The following is a 22,906-nucleotide window of genomic DNA, read 5'->3' on the forward strand; positions in this document are numbered from 1 at the left end:
CACACTAAAACGGGGCATGAAGCTGGCTGTTCAAAGAACAACAGGATTTAGACGCAATCACTTGTCGGTGGCCACTTAAACTATTACTTATCACGCATTGTTTCACAAACGGATACAACACAGCAAACCTTCAGGGTGAATGGCGATTGGAACGATCAAACTCATTGACATGACGTACCAGGAGGCTGTTCGAAAATATCCGGGATAGACTGCCCTACTGCACGGATGCAGAATCCAGAGGTAACAAGGGGGCCTTTGTTACAGAGGGCTGTTTCTCCCCGAACAGCCGTTTGTCTTCCATTGATTGTGAGTAAAGCCGGTTATACCAGTCATTTGCTGAACGACTGAATTCAGGGTCTACGTCGTCCTGGAAAGCGCGCATGGCGATGGTTATATACTGGTAGGTCTTGTTGGCTAGAGCTCTTGAGCCATCAAAGCAATTCATATAGTAATGAATAGAGTCCAGATACTCACCTTTTCTGAAAAAGATAAACCCCAGTTGCTTATTTATGGCCATGAAGTACGTGTGGTCACTTGCATATTCAGGCACAGACAACTGCTGGAACAGAGTGTCGATGGCCAGATCCAGTTGATTCAACCGGGTTAATGCTATTGCTACATTAAGGTTGAAATGATAACTCAGCTTTTTACACTCCAAAGCAAAATTCAAGGCACAAGTCCAGGACGTAAACCAATTAGGATCTCCTGGCTTCAGGCTCGCAGCCAGGGATTCCAGATCTTTCCATCGGGTAATGGCCCATTTCATCTGATCTGGCGGCAGATACTCCGTGTAAGTCGGTGCAGCTCCCAAGAAAGACATGGATGAATAATAGAGTGGAAAGATAAAATTCGAGATCTCTACTTTATTTTTTCTTGTCTTGGGCTGCAGATAATTGAACCAGCAAACAGCATTGGTTACAAATTGCTTGTCATCACACATTCTAATAGTTTGCTTCATTGCGGAATGTATAAATGAGTAGGTATCATTAGGGACATCCATCGTGCCTACAAAACCACGCATAAAATATTTTATGGAAGTGATGTAGCTCCGTTCTTTATAAAATAAGAATCCTAACTGTTTGTTAACACCCAAAAGATATCTCTGATCATTAGACGTAGCCAGCTGATCAAGCAAAATCTCTTTTGCCCGGTTCATATACTTGAGTCTTGTTAAAGCTTTCGCCACATTCAAATTGTAGTGATAGTCCTCCTCAGAGCACTGCAAGGCAAAATCAAGGGCGTTCTGCCACGCTTTAGCCCATTGTTTGGTCCCGCCTTGATGGGACTTTGCATAATTTGCCAATAAGTCCCAATGGGAAATCAGGATTTTTTTTCTCAAAAAAGCCGGAAGTTGTTGAGAACTGAGTACATCCGCCGCCGATGACTCCAAATGTGCAGCGGTAATCACTTCTTCATCATGGTTGGTCGAAGAGACAGATTCACTTGCATGAGGTGTCTGGGGATGTACAAGATCCTGTGTTTGTACAGGGTCAGCACTTGCTTCTGCTTCCGGTGGCCAAAAGCTGGGAAAATTGACTGCTCCAGACTGCTCACCGATACTCAGGTTTTCCATCAAATAAACAGGAGCTAATGCAACATGATCTCCCGATGGGGTGGGTTTGCTTAAATAACCATCCACCGTTTCAGGCCCTGTGTTGGATACCTGCCTTTGCTTCCATAAATGGCTAAAGTTATTATCCACTGGTTGAACATAAGGTTCTGCAAACGGCTGTGGTATTATGCAGGTAGTTGGCGGAAACACAGAAGAGAGGCTCTCTCTTTGCTGATCCGCCAGACAAGTTTCAACAGGCGTAGATGGGGATAACTCAGTCATCGACGACACATGAGTATGATGGCCTTTCAGGACATTTAAATGACTCGTAGAAGTAGAATAACTGGCTGTTTTCGGAGCTAAACCTCGTCCACTCTCATCAAGCAGGTTATACAGATCTTTCTCAATCCAGTTTTTTGGATCATGACTATTTGCATTAGCCAGATAATTTGTTCCTGCTTCAGGGTGACAATTTGATACTTGACGTTGGCCAAAAACTGCTGAATCAGTCTGACCAGTGTTAAGGTAATCATAACCATTCATCAGGCCAAATGGCATACCTGGTAATACACCACTATTTCTTTCCATAACAAAACTCAATTGACGAAAAACTCTTAGACAGTCTTGGTAATAAAAAATTCAAAAAACTTAATATTCAGAATTGGGTAATTGCTTTTGGGTTGATAAAGAACCTGTATAATCCCGAAACACTCGGCCTTAATAATAAACCGGAGTAACAATGACCCTGGCAATCTTTGATCTGGACAATACTCTCATTGCTGGTGACAGTGATGCCCTGTGGGGAGAGTTTATGGCCGCTAATGGCCTGGTTGATAGTGAAAGCTTCAGGGAAGGTAACCACCGTTTCTATAAACAGTATCAACAGGGGGTTATGGACATCCGGGAGTATCTGGATTTTTGCCTTGAGCCATTAACACAATACTCCCTGGAAGCGCTTGCCACCTGGCATGGTCAGTTTATGGCACAGGTTATCAGCCCCATCCTGTTGGATAAAGCGCTGGCCAGGATAGAACACCATCGCCAGCGTGGTGATTATATTATGATCATCACCGCGACCAATCGCTTTGTGACCAAACCCATTGCTGACCAGTTCAAGGTAGATGCCCTGCTGGCCATTGACCTGGAGATCAGCGACAACCGCTATACTGGCAACGTTACCGGAATCCCCACCTATCAGCAGGGGAAAGTACTCCGCCTGCAGGAATGGCTTAACCAGCACCCGGAGCACTCAATGGCAGGCAGCTACTTCTACAGCGACTCTCAAAATGACCTGCCGCTGCTGAAGAAGGTCGACAACCCTGTCGCTGTCGACCCCGACCCGGAACTCAAAAGCTTTGCAGAAGCCCATGGCTGGCCAGTTATCAGTTTCCGTTAGTGGCTCTATGAATCTTAAAGGCTATTTATTGAACAGTTAACCGGGCAAAAATCGCTTTGATATAGTCCGTCTCCGGAATGCATGGGTGCACAGGATGATCCGGTCCCTGGTGCCCCTGGTCCAGAATCTGCAGGTTACGGTCAATATGACGACTGCCAGCCCGTAGCAAATCGATCATATTATCCCGGTGCAAATGCATTGAGCAGGAAGCTGCCACCAGATAACCATCCCTCTCCAGTAAACGCATAGCCAGCTCATTGATGCGACGATAGGCCTGTTCACCCGCTTTAATATCTTTGCGCTTTTTAATAAAGGCGGGCGGATCAACAATAACCAGGTCAAACCGTTCCTGGCCGTCTTTCAACGCTTTCAATGCTTCAAAGGCGTCACCTTGCAGAGTGTCCACCTTATGCTGAACCTCATTGAGTTCAGCATTGGCATGAACATTTTCCAATGCCAGGGCAGAGGCATCGACGCAGGTCACTTTATCCGCCCCGAAAGCCGCCGCCTGAATGCCCCAGCCACCCACATAACTGAAAACATCCAGCACCCGTTTGCCTTTTACATAATGCCGCAGGCGGTCCCGATTGAGCCGGTGATCATAAAACCACCCGGTTTTCTGGCCTTCCATTACCGGAGCCTGAAAGCTGACCCCATTCTCTTCCAGCACCACCACTTCCGGAACGGTTCCGGAAGCTACCTCAACATATTGGGGCAGGTCTTCAAGCTTGCGGGCATTGCCACTGTTCTTGAACAAAATACCTTTAGGTTTCAGAACCTGGTTTAACGCTTCAACAACGTCATCCCGAACCAGCTCCATGCCCGCCGTGGATATCTGCGCCACCAGTACCTCATCAAACCGGTCAACCACCAGACCGGGCAATCCGTCACTATCACCATAAACTAACCGGTAGTAGGGCTTTTCAAACAATCGCTCGCGCAGACTGAGAGCAATGTTAATTCTGTGAATCAAAAGCGCCTTATCCAGTGGCCGGTCAACTTCCCGACTGACCAGGCGGGCACAGATCAGGCTATTGGGGTTCACATAAGCCGTACCCAGCGGCTTGCCAAAGGCATTTTCAACCAGTACGCACTCACCCACGGCAAAGCTGCTCAGTGGTGAGGTCTGCGTATCCACTTCATTACTGTATATCCACAGGTGCCCGAGTTTCAGGCGGCGGTCAGCCTTATTCTTCAGGCGTAATCGTTTTAATATCATGAGCGAACCCTTTTCATTCAGGCAGATCCCGTCAGGCTGGAATACCGGTAAAGCCTGAGAGATAATCCAGGCGTCAAAGCCAGAATCAGCCAGGAACCGAAAATCACGCCTTGCCATCCCATCCAACGCCAGAACAGGTCCAGATAAAAACCAGATAAAGGGAAGACGCACAGGCTTTCGCCTGTTTCGCATTATGGCTTACCCAGCTGCTGGCAGAGGAATGGGCAATGAAAAAACCAAAAGCATTTACCAGAAAACCGGTAATGATCATTATGACATTGGCAAATATACGGATACCAACACCTTTAATGGAACTTTAGTCTCTACCAAAACCTTCACAGGAGCTGTAGAGATGTCCCATAACAATTCCCATAACGACGAAGAACCATTGAACACCCTGCTCCAATCATTGCTGGACAGGGCCGATAACCGCTCAACGATGGACCTTCTCGAGTCAGCCCACAAAGGATTTACCCGGGGTGCCAATGACTACGTTGAAGGGGCAACAGGAAAAATATCCCCAGCCGATATTAAAAAACATCTTCGGATTTATCCCCTGGCACAAATGCTGATCAGCATTGTCAAATACCATGAGCTGAACAAGAACACGGATATTATCCGCCAAACAGTTATGGCCTTGCTGGATAGCCTTGATGACAGCCTGCCTTCAGAGTTTGATGAGGCTCAGACACTGGAGTCAACGCTGCACTGAACTCGTTCCAGCAAAAGCCACTGAATGAGGGACCTGAGTAATGATTGATCAAAGTGAATTGCAGGAAAAAGGTTACATTATCGTCCCTGACCTGGTGCCGGGGCAGTTACTCCAGCCCGTTATCAAAGCCATTACCGACTTTCTGGAGGTTAATCTGGATGATCCCACAACCTGGTACCGGAAAAACCTGGGCAGTAATGGTATTGTGCCCATTCATCATCATCAGGCATTCTGGGATATCCGCCAGTATGAGCCTGTCTACCGATTGTATGCTGACCTGTTAAAGACAGACGATCTCTGGGTAAGGTTGGATCGAGCCTCCTTCAAACCCCCCTGGCGTCCGGAGCACCCGGATAAGAAAGACGACAGTCAGATCCACCTGGACAGCCATCCGGAAAAAGTGTTCCTGCCAAGATACCAGGGGATTCTCTACCTGACGGATACGGCGGAAAATCAGGGGGCATTCTGTTGTGTTCCCAGCCTTTACACCGGGAAACAAACGACACTGGATCGCAATTCTCTACTCTTTACCGATGAAGAGCTGAAAGGCCACGATATTGTCCATCTGGCGGGCAAGGCCGGAACCTTCATTCTATGGGACTCACGCCTGCCCCATGCCAGCAGCCTGAACCACCATTCAAAGCCACGCCTGACCCAATATATCTCCATGTTCCCGGCGGGTACCGAAGATAACCGGGAAGAGCGTATTCAGCTATGGCGTGACAAAAGAGCGCCTGAGCGCTGGCGTAACTTTCCGTATCAACAGGACCCGGAACCCGGTGAACCCGCTAAACTGACGCCCGTGGGAGAACAGCTTCTGGGTCTTGGATCAACATAGTCTGGACTGATGCATCAAGAGCCTGTCTTAGCCTCTGCAATAAGACGAATGGTCGTTTCTGTCAGCAAACTGACCGAACGCCAGAACTGACTTTTTTCTGTTTGCAATTCAGGCTCACTCTTTTGCAGTTGCAGCAAACTCTCTTGCAGTGCTTTCGGGCATACCGCAGGACGGCAGGGGGCCTCTGGCCCCTGGTAGTTCTCCCGGTAAAAACGGGGCCAGTCAAACAGTATGCCGGGGTCAGCTTTGCCACGAAAGCCGGCAATATGCTCATGACCAAACACCCTCTCAGGGTCGCGCAAATCAGGATAGTGTTCTTTGAACCTGGCCATCACCTGCTGCAACGACCGGTACTGTGCTTCGGTAAACGGGAATACATTACCGTTATAATTCACCAGCTCGATGCCAATAGAGCAGTCATTTAACCCCTGAACGCCTTCCCACTCACTAACCCCTGCATGCCAACCGCGATAGACATGGCCATCCAGACAGTCAACCAGTTCATAAATCTCACCATCCGTATCGATCACCAGATGTGCAGACGCACAGGACTCAGGGTTCATAAAAATGTCCAGCGTATCTTTCAGGTCTACCGCTGTATAATGAATTACCAGATAATCCACAGGAATTAACCAGTCATCCCTGTTCGCAGTTTTTACCCTGTTCACATTCAGAGTCATAAGCTCGCAGCCAGCCAGATATCAATCAACTTATCATTGTCTGATTATCCAGAGACTGCAAGCGGTCACGATGTAACGATAAAGAAATTTTTGGAGGATAAACCATGGCCAAAGGGCTATTAAAGCATCAGGAGCGACAGAGTGCCCTGAGTTTGCTGGGAAAGGATCTGGCACGGCGGGCAAAATCGAAATGTGAACTGTGTGAAGCGTCCGGCGTTCCACTGTCCATCTATGAGATAGAGCCTGTTCCCGGCGAACCAGATTACGACTACTGTCTGATGCTCTGTGAAACCTGCAAAACGCAACTGGAGCAGCCAAAACGTCTGGAACCCAACCACTGGCGATGCCTGACTAAAAGTATCTGGAGCCAGATACCCGCGGTTCAGGTGGTTTCTCTTCGACTGCTAAGAACATTATCCCAAAGACAGGACTGGGCTATCGAAGCGCTGGAGCATGCTTACCTTGAGCCTGACATTGAGGAGTGGGCAGACGCCGCAAAAATCTGAAAAGGGAGCAAAAAAAGAGCCATTTATTGTTCAATAAATGGCTCAGCGTTCTTTAATCTTTTCGCTTTAACATCACCAAAGCCATCTGGCTATCAAGCACTTTTAGCTTTCTTTCGGCTTCTCTGAAGTGTCTATGAATGCCATTGACCTTTTGGTCAGCAAGTTGTAGCGCGGCTTCTGTATTCCGATCCGGCATCGTAACCACCATAGGAATCGTAACATCTTTTTCACTATCGCCCATGGAGTCGGTATAGTGAAGCAGCCCGTTTTTACGATCTCTTAGCCAGGCTAAAAAGTGGCTTTCAGCAATCGTAACCATGGCATCGGCTCCATAAGTGATTTTTTTGTCACCTTGCAACGTGGGCAGGCTAACATCCTTTTGCCAGTCTAATTTACACCTTTTGTGTTTGCCCTCATTAGGTATGATCATGAATATGACTTCCGGACAATCATCTTTTCCCTCCGGTAAAAGTGCTTTTAAAGCACCGTTACTATATTTATCCTTCAAGCCATCAATAAAGATATCGATCAAATCTTGAAAGTTATCCGCTCTCTTTGTTTTCGTTGTTACTACATTTCCTGAATGTGGAGCGCTTTGTGAATATCCAGTCAGCACTTCTTCAACTTTGATTCTTTCTCCATTTTCAACTTTTTCTGACTCTCTGGAACGAACGAAAGGAGTATCAAGCAGACAGTGTTTATCCATTCCAAGGATGATTTTCTCGGACAGATTCCCGTCCTTATCAAAGTACTCAAAAATCTTGCGGATTACACCCTTATGTGCATGATGGTGCTCCTTCTTCAGCTTTAAACTCAAGATGTCATTTTCATTATGATAATATTCAATAGTCTGTCCGATAGTATTCCTGTTGTACTCGTGAGGTTTGGTTTCCCTTTTTTTGAGTTTTAAATTTCCAGGAACTTCTTCCTCCTTTATGGAAGTCTTAAAATTTGGTGCTTTTCTGGTAGTTTTTTCTAATTCTTTACGATCATGAGACATCTCAATCAAGGTGACTTTTTGTTTGAGTGACATGGGGACACGCTCTAATTGCGATATACTTTGTAACGGCTCGGCTTCAGTATTCAAATACCCATAGATTTCACTGAGCATCTTGTTTATAAGCTCATTGTGTTCCAGTTGTTCTCCAAAGGGTACAAATTTCAAATCCTTAAGATCAGCTTTTGTTATCTGCTGACCTACAACCAGAGAAGTGCCTTTGAGACGCATACAACCTTTAGATGAATCAGGAAGAGAGGTAACCGTAGCGTATAATGAACCATGTTTTGGAACTGCTGATATTGCTAATGAAATTGTCGCTTTTTTATTGTCAGTGTTTGTTAATTCTGTGATATTGTCGAATGCCGATTCAACCACAAAACTTACCTGCTGCCCTTTATTATTATTGAAAGCAGTATCTACAGCATCACTATTCAATGTGGCTGCTATCAGGCTAAATTGTAATCTGATATTATCAAGTCCATCATTTGAAATATATTTATCAATATCTCCACAAGTATTGAATTTCTTCAGTAGGCTAACTAACCTTTCCAGGGATCTGGCATCATTAAATTTCCCTGAATGATGAAGTGTTTCAATTCTATGATTGGCATCACTAATCAAAGTATCCAGCACGCCATCATGTGAAAGACACATAAAGAAGGATGCAAGGCCACAGTTATTGTTTCTTGCTTGAATACCTGCTGCTCTTACCGTTGCTTCACTTGGATTAGCGATAGGTCCGTCGGCATGAATTGCTGCTTGTTGTGGTAATGATGGACCCTCAAGACATTTTGCCAGAATATTACAAAGTGAATCTCTACCACCATGAGTGGCTGCCTCAACCTCCGTGGTAGTCAGTTGGATAGTACCAATATTGCTCCATATCCTTTCCTCGGTAGCGGCATCCATTGGACATGACTTTTTAAGTTGCTTCATTATTGCCGAAATTTGCTCCTCAGTGATTCTGGTACTCTCGGATTGATTCGGCAGCGCTGACGGATCAATCTTTTGATTCTCCAAATCAAATACCAGAGAGGGCGTCAGGTCATTCAGGTCATTCATGCCCAGGGCGACCCAAGGCTCCGCTGCCTGTCTTTGCGGATGGTCCGGCCAACGGGTAGCTTGAGATTCGGCGCGGATAAGAGATTCAGTACCATACTCATCTTGTTTAGTGTCTACGAAATGCCATGAACCAGATGAACTGTCTGGACTGGATGTACCTGAGCTGTGATCAGGTGAAAGAACACCCACCTCTTCATTCATTGCCTCCCAAATAGCCTTTCTTAGGTCGTAAACGCGTTTATCTTCCTCAGAGCGCCTGGAGTCAGGGGCAATGGTGTGATGACCTCCAACCGCTTCTATGACTTGATTTGACATATTGGAATCAGAAATAGATTTCTCAGGTCTATCAGCATTAGAAAGCTCATCAGCAGACACTGAAACCTGGTTAGCTTCAACAGTAGGGCCTGGGGGAGTAGTCAATACCGGCGTGCTCAGCGTGGTGTACGCCGCTAGCACTTTATCCAAAGCATCCTGAGTTTCCTCTTTCCAAAAGTATCCAGCAGCTAGCTCGATAATATTCTTATCCAGTCCTAATGAGTTAATGCTGCTTACAACATTTTTTAGGCTCTCGCCTTCTAATCGAGCATAGCGACGAATATTAAAGGATAATGTTGTAAATGGCTCTCTGGTTGCACCGGCCAAATGTTCAGAGTCAGCTTTTGGCAGGCCCTGAGTTACCAGCTGAACAGGCGTGTCTGGAGCTTTTGTCAGGGCCGCATCGGACCTTGCCGTGGTTACCGGTGCAAGAGGCCTGCTGCCCACTCCCTTCATTAGATGCTTTCGCCTCGCTCCGCCGGGCTCTGGCGCTTTCGGTAGACTCCGGCCTTCTGCCAAAGCGGAAGTGACAGCAACTTTCGCTTCAGGCCTGATTGGCCGGAAGTGAGAGCTCGGTGGAATAAGCGGGGGCGTAACGTTCTTCACAGCAGCATGTTGTGAACTGACCTTTGGAGGCAGTTCTTCAGGCTGTCCGGCATGCTTTATCCATTCGGCAGCCGCCAAGCCATTCCTGATGTCAAAGCAGAGAGATTTGGTCAGTTCCTCATCTCTCAGACCCAGGAAAGCACCATCAGATGGATCTGCAACCGGTGTCAGTGGCCGATCTTGCTTGTTTTTAGTCGGTGGAATGGGCACACACTGCCGAGCTTGTGGTTTAAACCGGTCTGCCCGGGCATGCTGTATTTCTCCTTGAGTTTCAATACCAGGTGGTTGCCTGGACCGGTTAAGTACCGGGCGTTTAATTTTTACAGGCTTTGCTTTCGGTAGTTGAGGAGCGTGTGTTGCCCCTGGTTGTCCCGGTCTATTGTCAGCGGTTTGAGCTCGCAGGTCGTACTTGGGTGAGTATTTTTGCCTATTCCCCTCAACTGTTGAATCAGACTCCTTTGCTCTAGAGCCAGTTTCAGAATTGGGCATCATGTCATAATTGGAAAGAATGTGTGCTTTGGCCACCTCTTCGAGGGCCAATTTGTCTGGGAAAGTTAACGTCGTATCAGGTTTCAAATTCTTTAAACACTCCATGACTGCTACCGAGTTTTGCTGTGTCGACACAGCATTATGAACCTCCTGTTCAGTTACATTATTCATAAATTGGAGTCTTGGGTGAATTCCTTTATTGAAGATTTTACATATTACCCTGGCAATATCACTCAAAGACTCTGCAGAGGAGTCAGGGGCAGAACTCCGGTTGTGGGGTGAAGATAACCGGGTAACTGCAGTCTGTTGGCTTATTGAATAAGTAGAGGTTTTTGGTGCAAGTCGAGATCCTGAAATACCGGGGATTACAGAACCGGGCCCCGTGCTGCCTGAAACTCCGGAAGGCCCCGCCAGCCTTGTTGAACAGGGACGACCTGCGAATTGCTGCGATGGAACAGGTTGTCCTGTTCCATCATTTTTAGCCTGATGTTTATATCTTTCATGAGTACCCGTTTCATGCCTGCGCCTTGCAGATTCAGAGGGGCCGGCACCAGGAGAAGAGCTTGTTGTTCCATAACCTTTGTTCCCAACCTTATTATCCATTTTTAACTCCTTAAATACTCTGGAAAGATTTTTTAACCGTACGGGGTTTAATCAGCTTATGGATTTCCTGTATTCCACAAGGACGTATTGTTTCGCTTACTTCAAGCAACAGTCATTGCATTCGTTAAGAAATAACATCTTAAGCCTGATTAAGTTCGAATGATTTTCTAATTACCTCTTTTAGATCAATATTGAGGACAATAGTTCATTAAAGAAATAAAAATACCAAGGTAGAAAATTCTTCAGTACTATTAAACTATTGATATTTAATGACTATCTGATTGTCAGGAGTATGTTGATCCACGTCTGGACAATCCAATTTAAATCACTGATTTAATAAGATGAGCCAATGAGCAGCAGGGGATTTCACCATTGTGCAGAATGTAAACCAAATCAGAAGCTTGCACTCTGAGCAGGGAGGGCTTTATAGTCATTATCATGAGACAATTATGCAAATATTACACTTTCCTGTTACTTCTGCCCGCCAGCTTGATGGCAGAGACACCAGAGCCTGCCAATCCGGTCAGTGAGCTGGATCTGTTTCAGGTTGTCATGCCCATGCTGATAGTGGTCAGCCTGATTTTTGCGTTGGCCTGGCTGGTCAAGCGGCTTAACCCCAAACTGCCGGCCATGGGAAAAGATATCGAGTTATTATCCAGTGCGCCTCTAACCAATCAGTCACGCCTGACTCTGGTTCGGGTGAGTGGCAAAGATCTTCTTATTGGCATCACACCTAACCAAATTACTCTGCTGAAAGATTTTGATGCCCCGGTCGTCGAAAGAAGTCAGATCAAAGGGCAGACGGATCTGGCAGAGCAGTTTAAAAAACTCCTGCGCTCCAAAACGGATGGTGATAAATCCTCTGAGAAAGCGGATGGTTCAGGGGCCCACGATTAAAGCCCCGTTAATCAACTCATCTTGATCTTCGGGGGCTTTCCTGCCTGACTGTTGTTTTACGGTTTTCCACACTTGGTTATACACAAATAAACTTATTCATAACTGGAAACAGGAGTTATACAGGTAACGCACAGGTTATCCACATAAACCTGTGCGCAACCTGTCAATGGCTCCTAGCGTTCCATCATTTGTGATATCAACATCATCATCTTCATTTCCGTCAGACAGATCTGCTGTAAGGATTGCCGGTTATCTTCACTGAGATACCCCAGACATTCATTTTGCTCATCCCGATTGTGCCATTTCCCAGCGGCCATATTATCCGGGTAGTAATGCAACAGCTTCTCCTGCAGACCCTGGTGTTTTTCCTGCATGACCATCAGCATGCCGATCAGCACTGCAGGTGTGTCTCTCGATATTTCCTGGCGCAACTTGAGGTAATTAAAGTAGAGCATGATGATCCGCTCAGTACTGTCCCGCAGGCATAACAGACAGAGGTAGGATTCATCCTCAATGGGAAGCGAATCGGCAGAGACCGCAGTCGCCACTCCTTCCAAACTGTCTTCCCGTGCAGACGGTCCACTGAGCTCTTTGACATCACCATCAATTACCCACGCCATCGTAACCTCCTTCCCTGAGGTAGTGTTTTCTTCAGGTTAATCCAGATAGTGAACAGATTTCCACAGTTTCCCTGATCAACTCCCTGAATGAGCTGTGGATAAATCCTTTTATCCCTTACAGTTACTGGGTAAAACAATACCTGTTTATTTTTTGTACAGACGCAATTTGGCTCACACCTCCTTCAAAATATTTGCAGGAGACTGACTGATGACCCGGCGAATCCCCAGCCATCCGGCAATACCCAGAACAGCGGCACCAAACAGGGGTAATGCACACCAGATAAACCAGGCAGGTTCCCAACGCAACTGGAAAACCCGGGTATTTAGCAAATAGCTGGCAAGCTCGGTACCGCAGGCTGCCAGTAAACCTGCCAGAATACCGAACAGAACAAACTCGCCGATCTGCATGATCAAGAGCTGACGACGGGTTCCTCCCAGTGAGCGAATCAATGCGCCCTCGTGCAGGCGTTCATCAATGCTGGATTCAATCACGGACATCATCACCAGCAACCCTGCCAATAGCAGTGCTACCAGCATTGCTTCGACAGCAATGGTTGATTGCGCCAGCATCTTCTTTACCTGGTTAATCACTGCGTCCAGGTCCAGTAAGGTCATGGTGGGAAACTGAGTGACCAAACCATTGAGCAGCAGTTTATCCTCTGCATCCAGATAGAAACTGTTCAACCAGTTAGCCGGCAGATCCTGTAAAACGGCCTCAGGAAAAATCATGTAAAAATTAGGCCGGAAAGACTCCCACTGGACCGAACGAATACTGCTTACCGTTTCGGTAAACTCATTGCCTGACACCATAAACGTCAGACGGTCACCCAGATCAATACCCAGGTTTTCAGCAATTTCTGCCTCTATGGAAAGGCCCTCATTACTGCCGGGTTCCCACCATTCGCCCTGTTCAATCCGGTTATTTTCCGGCAACGTTTCTGACCAGGTCATGTTCAATTCACGGTTCAGGGCGTTATGGTTCTCCTGCTCTTTGGTTACTGCCTCCCTGACGGGCACATCATTAATGCGAACCAGACGACCACGGATAATCGGATAGAGCTGACTGGTATTCACATCATTAATGGTCAGAAACTCGGAGTATGCGTCAACTTCAGACGGCTGGATATTCATGGCAAAGTAGTTGGGCGTCTCGTCCGGCAACTCATTCTGCCAGCGATCAAGCAGATCGGTGCGCAGTAGCAGCACCACCGCCATGGCCATAAAGGTCAGGGTAAATGCCAGAAGCTGGGCCGAGGTCTTGCCTTTACCCTGGATAATCCTGCTGACCCCGGGACGCCAGAACACCGGCAGGGCAGCAAGCCTCTGACGATTGCCCAGGTGAGTAAGCAGCAATTGCACGCCCAGGGAGATCATCATCAGCACCGCTCCCGAAGCCACGGCCAGAATCAGCGCCATCACCACCTCGCCGGTGTGATACCAGAGCAGCAGAAACACCGCCATTAACGAGAAACCGTATACCAGCCAGGAAGCGGCAGGCGCAGGCGACAGGTCACGTCTTAAGACCCTCAGTGGCGAAACGTCCTGCAGCCGTAACAGTGGCGCAAGCCCAAAGCCCGCCAGGGTAATCACTCCGGTGAGCCCACCAATCACCATCGGCATGATACCCGCTGCAGGCAGCCAGGCGGGCAATACTCCCCTGAGCATCTGGACAATCCCTTCCTGAAGCAACCAGCCAATCAATACGCCGGGAAGCGCCACCAGCACCGCCACAAAAGCCAGCTCCCCAAGCAACAGTCTCAGCACCTGCTGGCGACTGGCTCCCAGGCAACGCATCACCGCACAACTATCAAAACGGCGCTCTGCAAACCGCTGGCTGGCCATGGCCACCGCAACGCCAGCCAGCAGCATCGCGGCCATACTGGCCAGGCCAAGAAACTGCTTTAGCCGCACCACCGAGTTGCGCAGATCACGTCGACTGTCGTCGGCCATCATCAATTGTTCACTGGTATCCAGACGACTTTTGGACCATGCCTTGAATTGTTCCAGTGATGAAAGCTCTCCTGCCATCAGCGTTTTCCAGCTGACCCGGCTGCCCGGCTGGATAATGCCGGTGCTGTCCAGGTCCGCCATATTGAACATCAGCCTGGGTGAAAAGCTGTAAAAATCACCTCCCCGGTCGGTTTCCAGAGTGATTGCCCGGGTAATGGTCAGCCAGGTATTCCCCAGCATCACCTGATCGCCGATAGCCACGCCCAGTAAAGGAAAAAGCCTGGGCTCAAGCCAGGCTTCACCCGGATTGGGTGTGTCATTGACGATCTGGTCCGGGGCAAAGGGCTGATCGGCCGTGCGAATATGCCCACGCAGTGGATAATTGTTTTCCACAGCCTTGGCAGAGACCATCTGCATTTCATCCCCGGCCATCACCACCGAGGGAAATTCAAGCACTGTGGATAACTTTAAACCCTGCTTTTTGGCTGCTTCGAGAATCACTGGCTGCACCGGTCCCGGGCTGCGAATCAACATATCCGCACCCAGTACTTCTGCCACCTGTCGTCCAAGAGCCAGTTGCAGACGATCACTGAACAGAGCAATGGCAGTACTGACCGCAACCGCCATCAACAGTGCCGCCACCAGCAGCCAGAGTTCACCGGAGCGCCAATCCCTGAGCAGGAAGCGCCAGGCGAGTCCGAAGGTACTTTTCGGCTTGTGGATAACCTTATTGTGCTTAAGACTTGCGGAGGAACTATTCACCGTCATACCACCGCCTCCAGACGACCGCCGTGCAATTTCAGTATTCTCTGACACCGTCTGGCAAGGTCCATATCATGGGTAACCAGGATAATGGTGGTACCGCTGGCCTGATTTACTTCAAACAGAAGTTTAATAATGCTTTCACCGGTTTTCTCATCCAGATTGCCGGTGGGTTCATCGGCAAAGAGAATATCCGGTTCCCCGGCAAATGCCCTGGCAATGGCGACCCGCTGCTGCTCACCACCGGACAGTTGTTTCGGGTAATGCTCCAGCCGGTGCTCCAGACCAACTCGGGTTAACAGTTTCCTGGCCCGCTCACCGGGGTTATCCACACCCGCCAGCTCAAGGGGCAACATAACGTTTTCCAGCGCCGTTAAGTTGGCAAGTAACTGGAATGACTGAAAAACAAACCCGGTATGCTGCCCGCGCACGGTTGCCCGCTGATCTTCATCCAGATGATCAATGCGTTTTCCGGCCAGGCTGACACTGCCAGCAGTGGGCAAATCCAGCCCTGCCAGAATACCCAGCAACGTTGACTTGCCGGAGCCGGAGGTCCCTACAATCGCAACGGATTCACCAGACTTGATCTGAAGGTCAAGTCCGGACAAGATGGTGAGTCGGTTATCACGGGCAACCACGGTCTTTTCCAGACCTGAGGCAGTCACCGCCAGTGAATCAGATTCTATCGATGGAGTGGTTTCAGCGGCGGTCTCAGAGGTGAGAGTGTGGCGGGAACCGGAGAGCGCATCATTCATGAGAAAATCCTTATTTCGTCGTCTTTTCACCAGCTCAAAGCCTTTTATCAGCTCAAGGCTTTCTATCAGCTCAAGGCTGTTTACTCTTGTTTTAATGTCCCTTCCGGCCATCAATCTGTCAGCTTCAGAAAAAACACTATTAGTGTATGGCGACAGTCTTAGTGCTGCCTACGGTCTTACGGATATCAATCGGGGTTGGGTGCAATTACTTCAGGAAAAAATCGACAGCCATCAGTACCCCTGGAAAATTGCCAATGTCAGTATCAGTGGCGAAACCACCGCCGGAGGCCTGAGCCGATTCCGGAAAACACTGGCACAGACCAACCCGGACCTGGTGTTACTGCAGCTGGGTGCCAACGATGGTCTGCAGGGAAAGCCGCTGAAAACCATCAAATCCAACCTTGATCAGATGATCGCCCTGACCCGGGAATACAATTCTGACATTATTCTCTTTGAAATGAAGATCCCACCCAACTACGGACCGGTCTATACCCGACGTTTTACAGAAACTTTTCATGGGCTGGGTAAAAAGTGGGACATACCAGTGATTCCCTTCTTCCTGGATGGCGTTGCAGGCAATGATTCACTCAATCAACCGGACGGGATTCACCCGACGGAAGCCGCCCAGCCAATCCTGTTAAACAATGTATGGCCTGAGCTGCAACCCCGGTTGCAGCAGTCAACCCTCTCGATGATTAAGCCTGGGGCTTAGGAATTGTCCCTGAATAACTTCCTCTTGTTCGCCACGGAGGCAGTCTCAGAGGAAAAGATTTTTTCTTTTCTTCGTGACTCCGTGGCAAGGTTTTTTCTTTACTGGACAACATCGGATGTGGAAGTTATTTCAGGACAGTTCCTTAACCACCTGTTGTACTTTATTACCCGAAACCAGTTCCAGAAATTCATCCCCCAGCCGCTTGCTCTCATTAACCACCCGCTGCCAGTAGCGCACCCGTTCATCGTAGGTAAATCGGGCAAAATCATTGCGATCGGGTATTTTTCCATAGGGAAGCCGGTCAACAAATGCCTGTGACGGCGAAACCAGTACCATATTGTCGGTATTCTGTGGCAACGGCCTGCGATGCTTTAAGGCCTTATCAAACCAGCCGGGAATCATCCTTGAGTAAAAGTGTGGGTAAAGCACCAGACCATCACCCTGATGAAAGCGCATATCGAAGTGGTAATCGGTAAGCCCGCCATCCCGATAGCAGCCTGCGGGCGCACCAGAGATATTCTTCACACCCTTCATCACCGCAGGAATGGCACCAGAGGCCATAATGGCATCCACCAGATTGGTTGCCGTCAGTCGCACACGCTCAGTCGGAAGATCATCGGCATGATAAAAAGCAGGCTTCTCTGAAGTGTCATAGGCTGGATGATAGAAAAGAGTACGGGTAAAAAATGACGACAAATATTTTCTATTAATCAAGTTTCCCGTAGCGGCAAGCCCCAGGCCCGCTATTTGTAGCGGTTTGCGTTCAGAAGCGACCAGTCCATGGCTTCTCACGGCAATCAGATTAAAACGAAAAACCGGATTATCAAGGATCTGTCCGACACTATCGGAGGAAACGATCGTTTCTACCAACTCCCTGGCTTTACGACTTATTTCAGCAGCATCTGGCTTGCTGGAATAACTGGTATAAATATAGCCCTGTTCAAAACGCTCATGGGCAGCCAGAGGGTCATCCTGGCTGTAACAGCTAAAGCGCCAGCTGCCGGCAGAGGTGCCAATCAGATCCAGCGGTGATGTTCTGTGGCTGAAGTATTCACCCAGCAGGGCTTTATCCAAGCCACTGAGCACAAACCACTTTGGACCACCAGAAGCGCCTACCATGACCTTGACACTCTCCTGGGGCAAACCATTGGCACGAATACTTTCCAATGCCTTTGCCCCGGCCTGAATATCAATCAGACTGCCCATACACCGCTCCCCCTGAAAATTCCCAACCAGTGTTATCGATTATAAGGATGATGAGTATGCCAGTGTTGGGCAATCTGTTCCCGTGTACATAGCCATACCTGCTCCCTGGATTGCACATAATCCAGGAAACGGGCCAGGGCTGCCGCTCTTCCCGGTCGTCCAACCAAACGACAATGAAGGCCTACCGACAGCATTTTGGGAGCAGTAGCACCTTCTTCATAAAGTACATCGAAAGCGTCCTTCAGATAACTGAAGAACTGATCGCCGCTGTTAAAACCCTGGGCGGTGGCAAAACGCATATCATTGCAGTCCAGCGTATAGGGAACCACCAGCTGGGGTTTACCAAACCGGGTATCCCAGTAGGGAAGGTCATCCGCATAGCTATCGGCGTGATATAAAAAACCTCCCTCTTCCACTACCAGCTGCTCGGTATTTGGACTGCAACGTCCGGTATACCAACCGGTTGGGCGCTTACCGGTCACTTCGGTGTGCAGACGAATCGCTTCCTGCATATGACGACGCTCTTCATCAACGTCCATAAACTGATAGTCAATCCAGCGATAACCATGGCTGGCAATCTCCCAGTCGGACTCAATCATGGCGCTGACAGCTTCCGGATTGCGTGCCATGGCCATGGCGACACCGTACACAGTGACCGGTATCTGCCTCTGGGAGAACAGCCGGTGAAGTCGCCAGAACCCGGCCCTTGAACCGTACTCATAGATCGACTCCATACTGATATGACGCATGCCCTTATGAGCCGGAGCACCAATGATTTCCGAGAGAAATGCCTCCGATGCTTCATCACCGTGAAGAATACAGTTCTCGCCGCCTTCTTCGTAATTGATAACAAACTGAACCGCTATTCTGCTATTACCCGGCCACTGGGGATCAGGCGTCGTTTTGCCATAACCTATCAGGTCTCTTGGGTAGTCATCTGTCGTTAAAAGAGGGTCGAACTTCATTGGGCTCTCCATTTTTTTATTGCCTGCCTGATGGGTTCTATGGCATAAATGCTCAAAAAATTGACTAAATGGTCAAATAATAAAACCTATTCTATCAGGATAAAGTGGTACAAGGCTCATACAAGTTTGCCGCTATCAATGCACTGAAAAATAATAACAGCAGGTTCAACACATTAATGAATAACTCTTCTGATGATCTCGCCGCACAGTGGCAGCAGACAAGAATTGATCTGGCAGCCCGTGCGCTGGGTGGGGATGTTCTCGACTGCAGCGATGATTTCTTTGCCGAAAAAGATAACCTGCTACTGGCAGAGGACCCTATATTTCTGCCAGAAAAATATACGGCCTACGGCAAATGGATGGATGGCTGGGAGTCACGTCGTCGTCGCGATGCACCGGGTTATGAAGGCTGTGACTGGGTCATTGTGCGCCTGGCTGCTGTGGGTGAAATCGAAGCGCTGGATATTGATACACGTCACTTTAAAGGTAATGCCCCCGGCGCGGTGCAGCTGGACTACCTGCTTGATGACGCTGATCCCAACGAACAGAGCAACTGGCTACCGCTGACGGATCGGGTGGACGTAAAACCCGATTGCAGAAACCTGATTACTCTGGATCAGCTCGCTCTTCAACCAAGAGTAGCCAGCCATATTCGTTTGAGAATTTACCCGGATGGTGGTGTTGCCCGTCTCCGGGTTTATGGCAAGGTTCATCTTGATCAGCGCCATCGCTTACCGGGTGAGCCCCTGGATCTGGCGGCACTGATGAACGGTGGCCGCTCCGTAGCCTGCAGTGACTCATTCTTCGGCCCTATGCAAAACCTGTTACTGCCAGGGCGTGGTGTCGATATGCATAATGGCTGGGAAACCAGACGTCGGCGGCAGGGCGGTAATGACTGGATGATGGTCAAGCTGGCTCTGCCCGGCACTATTCATCGCGTAGAAGTGGATACCTTGCACTTCAAGGGTAACTACCCTGACCGTTGCAGCCTGGAGGCCTGTACCTTTGCTGGGGATAACCCTGAAGATGCAACGGATCCTGTGCAATGGCATACCATTCTTCCGGAACAGAAACTGCATGCTCATCGCAACCATCGGTTCTTGAATGAGTTGCAGAACACGGAACAACCATACACCCATGTGCGTCTGAATATATTCCCTGATGGGGGTGTATCAAGGCTTCGCGTTCTTGGCTTTGAGAGCGGTTATGAGAGCGGTGTTGAGGGGAGTAGTTCATGACACTTGATGAACTGAACAGTCTGGATATTGATAGCGCCAGATATTTTTTCCGCCAATGCTGTACCAGTGATCATTGGCTGGAATTCATGGCGAACAACCGACCGTACTCCAGTCAGGATGAGCTTCTATCCACAGCGGACACCAGTTGGTCCGCTTGTGGAGAAAAAGATTATCTACAGGCTTTTGCAGGCCACCCGAAGATTGGCGACGTAAACAGCCTGAAAGCAAAATACGCCAACACCCGTGATATGGCCGGTCATGAGCAATCAGGCGCAGCCACTGCCAGTGACGAAACACTCAAGGCGTTAGCAGAAGGTAACACCGCTTACGAAACCCGCTTTGGCTATATCTTCATTGTCTGTGCCACCGGGAAGTCAGCGGATCAGATGCTGTCACTGCTGAATGACCGGCTGAATAACCAGCCGGAACATGAACTGAAGATTGCCGCTGCCGAGCAACATAAGATAACCCGGCTACGTCTGAACAAACTGATTGAATGGAGGCCAATGGCATGACCGGCATCAGCACCCATATTCTGGATACCGGTAGCGGCTTACCGGCAGAAGGAGTCCCTGTCTCCCTGTCAAAACAGGAAGGAGATAACTGGAACCCAGTTGGCAGTGGCGTCACCAACAATGATGGTCGCATTCCAAACCTGGCGACAGATGACCTGAACCTTTCCAAAGGGGTTTATCAGCTGCATTTCGCCATTAAGGATTATTTCCAGAAGCATAAAGTCCAGTGCTTTTATCCGGAAGTTGTGGTGACTTTTGAAGTCAGTGATGACCGTCATCACCATGTGCCGCTGCTGTTATCACCCTATGGCTACTCTACCTATCGGGGTAGTTAAGCCATCACAAGCAGCTGATTGACTCAATATAATAAGAACGAGAACAAGGCTTATGGATAAAGAAATACCAGCCCAGACGCTGAAGGTGGAAATACTGACCCGTGAAGCCTTTGAACCTTTTGGTGATGTACTCGAAACCCGAGATGTACCGTTGGTGATCAATCAGGGGCGTTGTCAGAAATACAGCGACCTGACATCAGTCACCACGGACGATCAGGGTTACACGACAATACATATCTATAAAACAGCCCCGATTAACCACGATTATCAACTGGACCTGCTAGAACGACACCCACTGGGTAGCCAGACATTTATGCCCCTGGCAGGCCAGCGCTTTCTGGTGGTGGTGGCCCCTGACTCCAGTGACGGCTCAACACCCGAGTGGTCATCCATTCGCTGCTTTCTCACCAACGGTAAACAGGGAGTCACCTACCACCCTGGTGTTTGGCATCACCCTTTGCTGTCCATTGCTGGTGGAGATGATGGCGGAGAAGAGTATCTGGTGATTGATCGTAAGGGACCCGGTGATAACTGTGATGAGGTCTTGATGTCTGTGCCGTATATCGTGGAGGTGCCATGATGAGTCAATCGGTAGTTTGGCGAGCCTCTGTCCTGCACTTTCTGGAGGATCCGGCAAAACAACAGGGTTCAGAGGACTCCTGGGAGTTTTTCGAAGACGGTGCCCTTCTGGTTGAAGATGGTCTGATAACCCGATGCGGTCCCTCCGATCAGGTCTTTAAGAATCTGCCCGCCGGAACAGAAATAAAAGACCTGACCGGTCGCCTTCTGGTTCCGGGTTTTATTGATACACACGTACATTATCCACAGCTTGAAGTATTGGCAGGCTGCGGTGTCCAGTTACTGGACTGGCTCAACCAGTACACATTTCCGGCAGAGCAGAAGTTTGCTGATGAGCAGTATGCCAGTGAGATTGCACGGTTCTTTCTGGACCAATGCCTAAGCCATGGAACCACCACAGCCCTGGTGTTTGGTACCGTGGCACCTCAGTCCGTTGATGCTTTTTTTCAACAAGCCCATCAACGAAATCTGCGTATGATCGCAGGCAAGGTGATGATGGATCGTAATGCCCCTGACTATCTGCTTGATACCCCTGAAAGCAGCTACGAAGACAGTAAAGCATTGATCAACCGGTGGCATAACAAAGGGCGATTGTCGTATGCAGTGACCCCGCGCTTTGCCCCTACCTCATCATCGGAACAGTTGCAGATGGCTGGCCGATTATTGCGGGAACATGATGGTCTTTATCTGCACACCCACCTCTCGGAAAACCCGAAAGAGATTGACTGGGTTCAGGAACTGTTCCCGGACAGCAAACACTATGTGGATGTGTACGATCAGCATGGCTTGCTGGGCCCCCGGTCCGTATTTGCCCACTCCGTCCACCTGTGTGACCACAGTTGGCAGCGAATGGGCAGTTCCGGCTCATCCATCGCCTTTTGCCCGGGCTCCAACCTGTTTCTCGGTAGCGGGCTGTTTAATCTGAACCGGGCTAAGGCCCATGGTATCCCCACCGGTCTTGGTACCGATGTGGGTGGGGGAACCAGTCTCTGCCTGCTCAATACCATGAAAGACGCTTATCAGGTATCTCAGTTGCGGGAGGAAACCATCTCGCCGCTTCAAGCTTTTTACCTGGCCACATTGGGAGGTGCCAGGGCACTTCATCTTGACGACAAGATCGGTAGCTTCCGCACAGGCAATGAAGCGGATTTTCTGGTGCTCAATCCGGCGGCTACCCCAATGCTTCAATTTAGAACGGAAAAGATAAGTGCCTACAGCGAACAAAGGGCACTGGAAGAGTTGCTTGGCGTGTTGATGGTGATGGGCGATGACCGGGTCATTGAACAAACCATCATCATGGGTCAGGAAGCCTGAAAGCCGGAAGTGCTGACGACACCATTACGTCTATAACAACCGTCGCTCAGCATTTTCACTAATAAAATGAGTATTGAACC

20 protein-coding genes are annotated in these 22,906 nt (G+C 48.9%); 11 read left to right on the plus strand and 9 right to left on the minus strand.

Annotated elements, in window-relative coordinates:
- Positions 1 to 214: 214 nt before the first annotated feature.
- Positions 215 to 2,140 carry a hypothetical protein gene (locus tag J7438_RS08095; protein ID WP_209276153.1) on the minus strand — a complete coding sequence of 642 codons (1,926 nt, stop codon included), beginning with the start codon at positions 2,138 to 2,140 and terminating at the stop codon, positions 215 to 217.
- Positions 2,141 to 2,291: 151 nt separating this feature from the next.
- On the opposite strand from J7438_RS08095, the gene J7438_RS08100 reads away from it, so the two are divergent.
- A complete protein-coding gene (locus J7438_RS08100) occupies positions 2,292 to 2,948 on the plus strand; it encodes a histidinol-phosphatase (RefSeq protein ID WP_209200614.1) in 657 nt (218 codons plus the stop codon).
- A gap of 25 nt (positions 2,949 to 2,973) precedes the next feature.
- Here J7438_RS08100 and J7438_RS08105 read toward each other — a convergent pair whose 3' ends face one another.
- Complete coding sequence (locus tag J7438_RS08105; RefSeq protein ID WP_209276154.1) at positions 2,974 to 4,167, minus strand: class I SAM-dependent rRNA methyltransferase; 1,194 nt, start codon at positions 4,165 to 4,167, stop codon at positions 2,974 to 2,976.
- A gap of 193 nt (positions 4,168 to 4,360) precedes the next feature.
- On the opposite strand from J7438_RS08105, the gene J7438_RS08110 reads away from it, so the two are divergent.
- The gene (locus tag J7438_RS08110; protein ID WP_209200615.1) at positions 4,361 to 4,879 is read left to right on the plus strand and encodes a hypothetical protein; all 519 of its coding nucleotides are present in this window, start codon (positions 4,361 to 4,363) and stop codon (positions 4,877 to 4,879) included.
- A 40-nt stretch (positions 4,880 to 4,919) separates the two neighbouring features.
- A complete protein-coding gene (locus J7438_RS08115; RefSeq protein WP_209276155.1) occupies positions 4,920 to 5,717 on the plus strand; it encodes a phytanoyl-CoA dioxygenase family protein in 798 nt (265 codons plus the stop codon).
- Between the two features lie 14 nt (positions 5,718 to 5,731).
- Here the strand turns inward: J7438_RS08115 and J7438_RS08120 are convergent, their stop codons facing one another.
- Positions 5,732 to 6,340, minus strand: coding sequence for an N-acetylmuramoyl-L-alanine amidase (locus J7438_RS08120; protein ID WP_209276156.1), 609 nt, complete (start codon positions 6,338 to 6,340; stop codon positions 5,732 to 5,734).
- A 161-nt stretch (positions 6,341 to 6,501) separates the two neighbouring features.
- On the opposite strand from J7438_RS08120, the gene J7438_RS08125 reads away from it, so the two are divergent.
- Positions 6,502 to 6,903, plus strand: coding sequence for a phnA protein (locus J7438_RS08125; protein WP_209276157.1), 402 nt, complete (start codon positions 6,502 to 6,504; stop codon positions 6,901 to 6,903).
- A gap of 52 nt (positions 6,904 to 6,955) precedes the next feature.
- Here J7438_RS08125 and J7438_RS08130 read toward each other — a convergent pair whose 3' ends face one another.
- Positions 6,956 to 10,978: a hypothetical protein gene (locus J7438_RS08130; RefSeq protein WP_209276158.1), complete on the minus strand. Its 4,023-nt coding sequence runs from the start codon at positions 10,976 to 10,978 to the stop codon at positions 6,956 to 6,958.
- A 492-nt stretch (positions 10,979 to 11,470) separates the two neighbouring features.
- Between J7438_RS08130 and fliO the strand changes: the two genes are divergently transcribed.
- Complete coding sequence (gene fliO / locus J7438_RS08135; protein ID WP_209276159.1) at positions 11,471 to 11,875, plus strand: flagellar biosynthetic protein FliO; 405 nt, start codon at positions 11,471 to 11,473, stop codon at positions 11,873 to 11,875.
- A gap of 173 nt (positions 11,876 to 12,048) precedes the next feature.
- On the opposite strand, the gene J7438_RS08140 is transcribed toward fliO, so the two are convergent.
- The 3 genes from J7438_RS08140 to J7438_RS08150 all read right to left on the minus strand — a co-directional run bounded on the left by J7438_RS08140 (position 12,049) and on the right by J7438_RS08150 (position 16,073).
- Positions 12,049 to 12,495, minus strand: a complete 447-nt coding sequence (locus J7438_RS08140) for a hypothetical protein (protein ID WP_209276160.1) — start codon at positions 12,493 to 12,495, stop codon at positions 12,049 to 12,051.
- Between the two features lie 171 nt (positions 12,496 to 12,666).
- Entirely contained in the window at positions 12,667 to 15,207 is a 2,541-nt protein-coding gene (locus tag J7438_RS08145) for an ABC transporter permease (protein WP_209276161.1), read from the minus strand.
- Positions 15,208 to 15,209: 2 nt separating this feature from the next.
- Entirely contained in the window at positions 15,210 to 16,073 is an 864-nt protein-coding gene (locus tag J7438_RS08150; protein ID WP_503003892.1) for an ABC transporter ATP-binding protein, read from the minus strand.
- A gap of 31 nt (positions 16,074 to 16,104) precedes the next feature.
- Here J7438_RS08150 and J7438_RS08155 point away from each other — a divergent pair, with 31 nt between their 5' ends.
- On the plus strand, positions 16,105 to 16,674 hold the full coding sequence (locus J7438_RS08155; protein ID WP_209276162.1) for an arylesterase: 570 nt from the start codon (positions 16,105 to 16,107) through the stop codon (positions 16,672 to 16,674).
- A 129-nt stretch (positions 16,675 to 16,803) separates the two neighbouring features.
- On the opposite strand, the gene J7438_RS08160 is transcribed toward J7438_RS08155, so the two are convergent.
- Together J7438_RS08160 and puuE are read right to left on the minus strand one after the other, a co-directional pair.
- Positions 16,804 to 17,880: a patatin-like phospholipase family protein gene (locus J7438_RS08160; protein WP_209276163.1), complete on the minus strand. Its 1,077-nt coding sequence runs from the start codon at positions 17,878 to 17,880 to the stop codon at positions 16,804 to 16,806.
- A gap of 32 nt (positions 17,881 to 17,912) precedes the next feature.
- Positions 17,913 to 18,845: an allantoinase PuuE gene (gene puuE / locus J7438_RS08165; RefSeq protein WP_209276164.1), complete on the minus strand. Its 933-nt coding sequence runs from the start codon at positions 18,843 to 18,845 to the stop codon at positions 17,913 to 17,915.
- Positions 18,846 to 19,021: 176 nt separating this feature from the next.
- Between puuE and alc the strand changes: the two genes are divergently transcribed.
- Genes alc through guaD form a run of 5 tightly spaced genes read left to right on the plus strand, consistent with a single transcriptional unit; the run spans position 19,022 to position 22,826 of the window.
- A complete protein-coding gene (gene alc, locus J7438_RS08170; protein WP_209200626.1) occupies positions 19,022 to 20,083 on the plus strand; it encodes an allantoicase in 1,062 nt (353 codons plus the stop codon).
- Positions 20,080 to 20,598 (plus strand): 2-oxo-4-hydroxy-4-carboxy-5-ureidoimidazoline decarboxylase, encoded by a 519-nt coding sequence (uraD, locus tag J7438_RS08175; protein ID WP_209200627.1) that lies wholly within the window; start codon positions 20,080 to 20,082, stop codon positions 20,596 to 20,598. Before alc ends, uraD begins: the two co-directional genes overlap by 4 nt.
- Entirely contained in the window at positions 20,595 to 20,933 is a 339-nt protein-coding gene (gene uraH, locus J7438_RS08180; protein ID WP_209200628.1) for a hydroxyisourate hydrolase, read from the plus strand. Before uraD ends, uraH begins: the two co-directional genes overlap by 4 nt.
- A gap of 52 nt (positions 20,934 to 20,985) precedes the next feature.
- Positions 20,986 to 21,513: an ureidoglycolate lyase gene (locus J7438_RS08185; protein ID WP_209200629.1), complete on the plus strand. Its 528-nt coding sequence runs from the start codon at positions 20,986 to 20,988 to the stop codon at positions 21,511 to 21,513.
- Positions 21,510 to 22,826: a guanine deaminase gene (guaD, locus tag J7438_RS08190; RefSeq protein ID WP_209200630.1), complete on the plus strand. Its 1,317-nt coding sequence runs from the start codon at positions 21,510 to 21,512 to the stop codon at positions 22,824 to 22,826. Before J7438_RS08185 ends, guaD begins: the two co-directional genes overlap by 4 nt.
- Positions 22,827 to 22,906: the final 80 nt, after the last annotated feature.

The organism is Thalassotalea sp. G20_0 (genome assembly GCF_017744175.1).
GTDB lineage: Bacteria > Pseudomonadota > Gammaproteobacteria > Pseudomonadales > Endozoicomonadaceae > Endozoicomonas.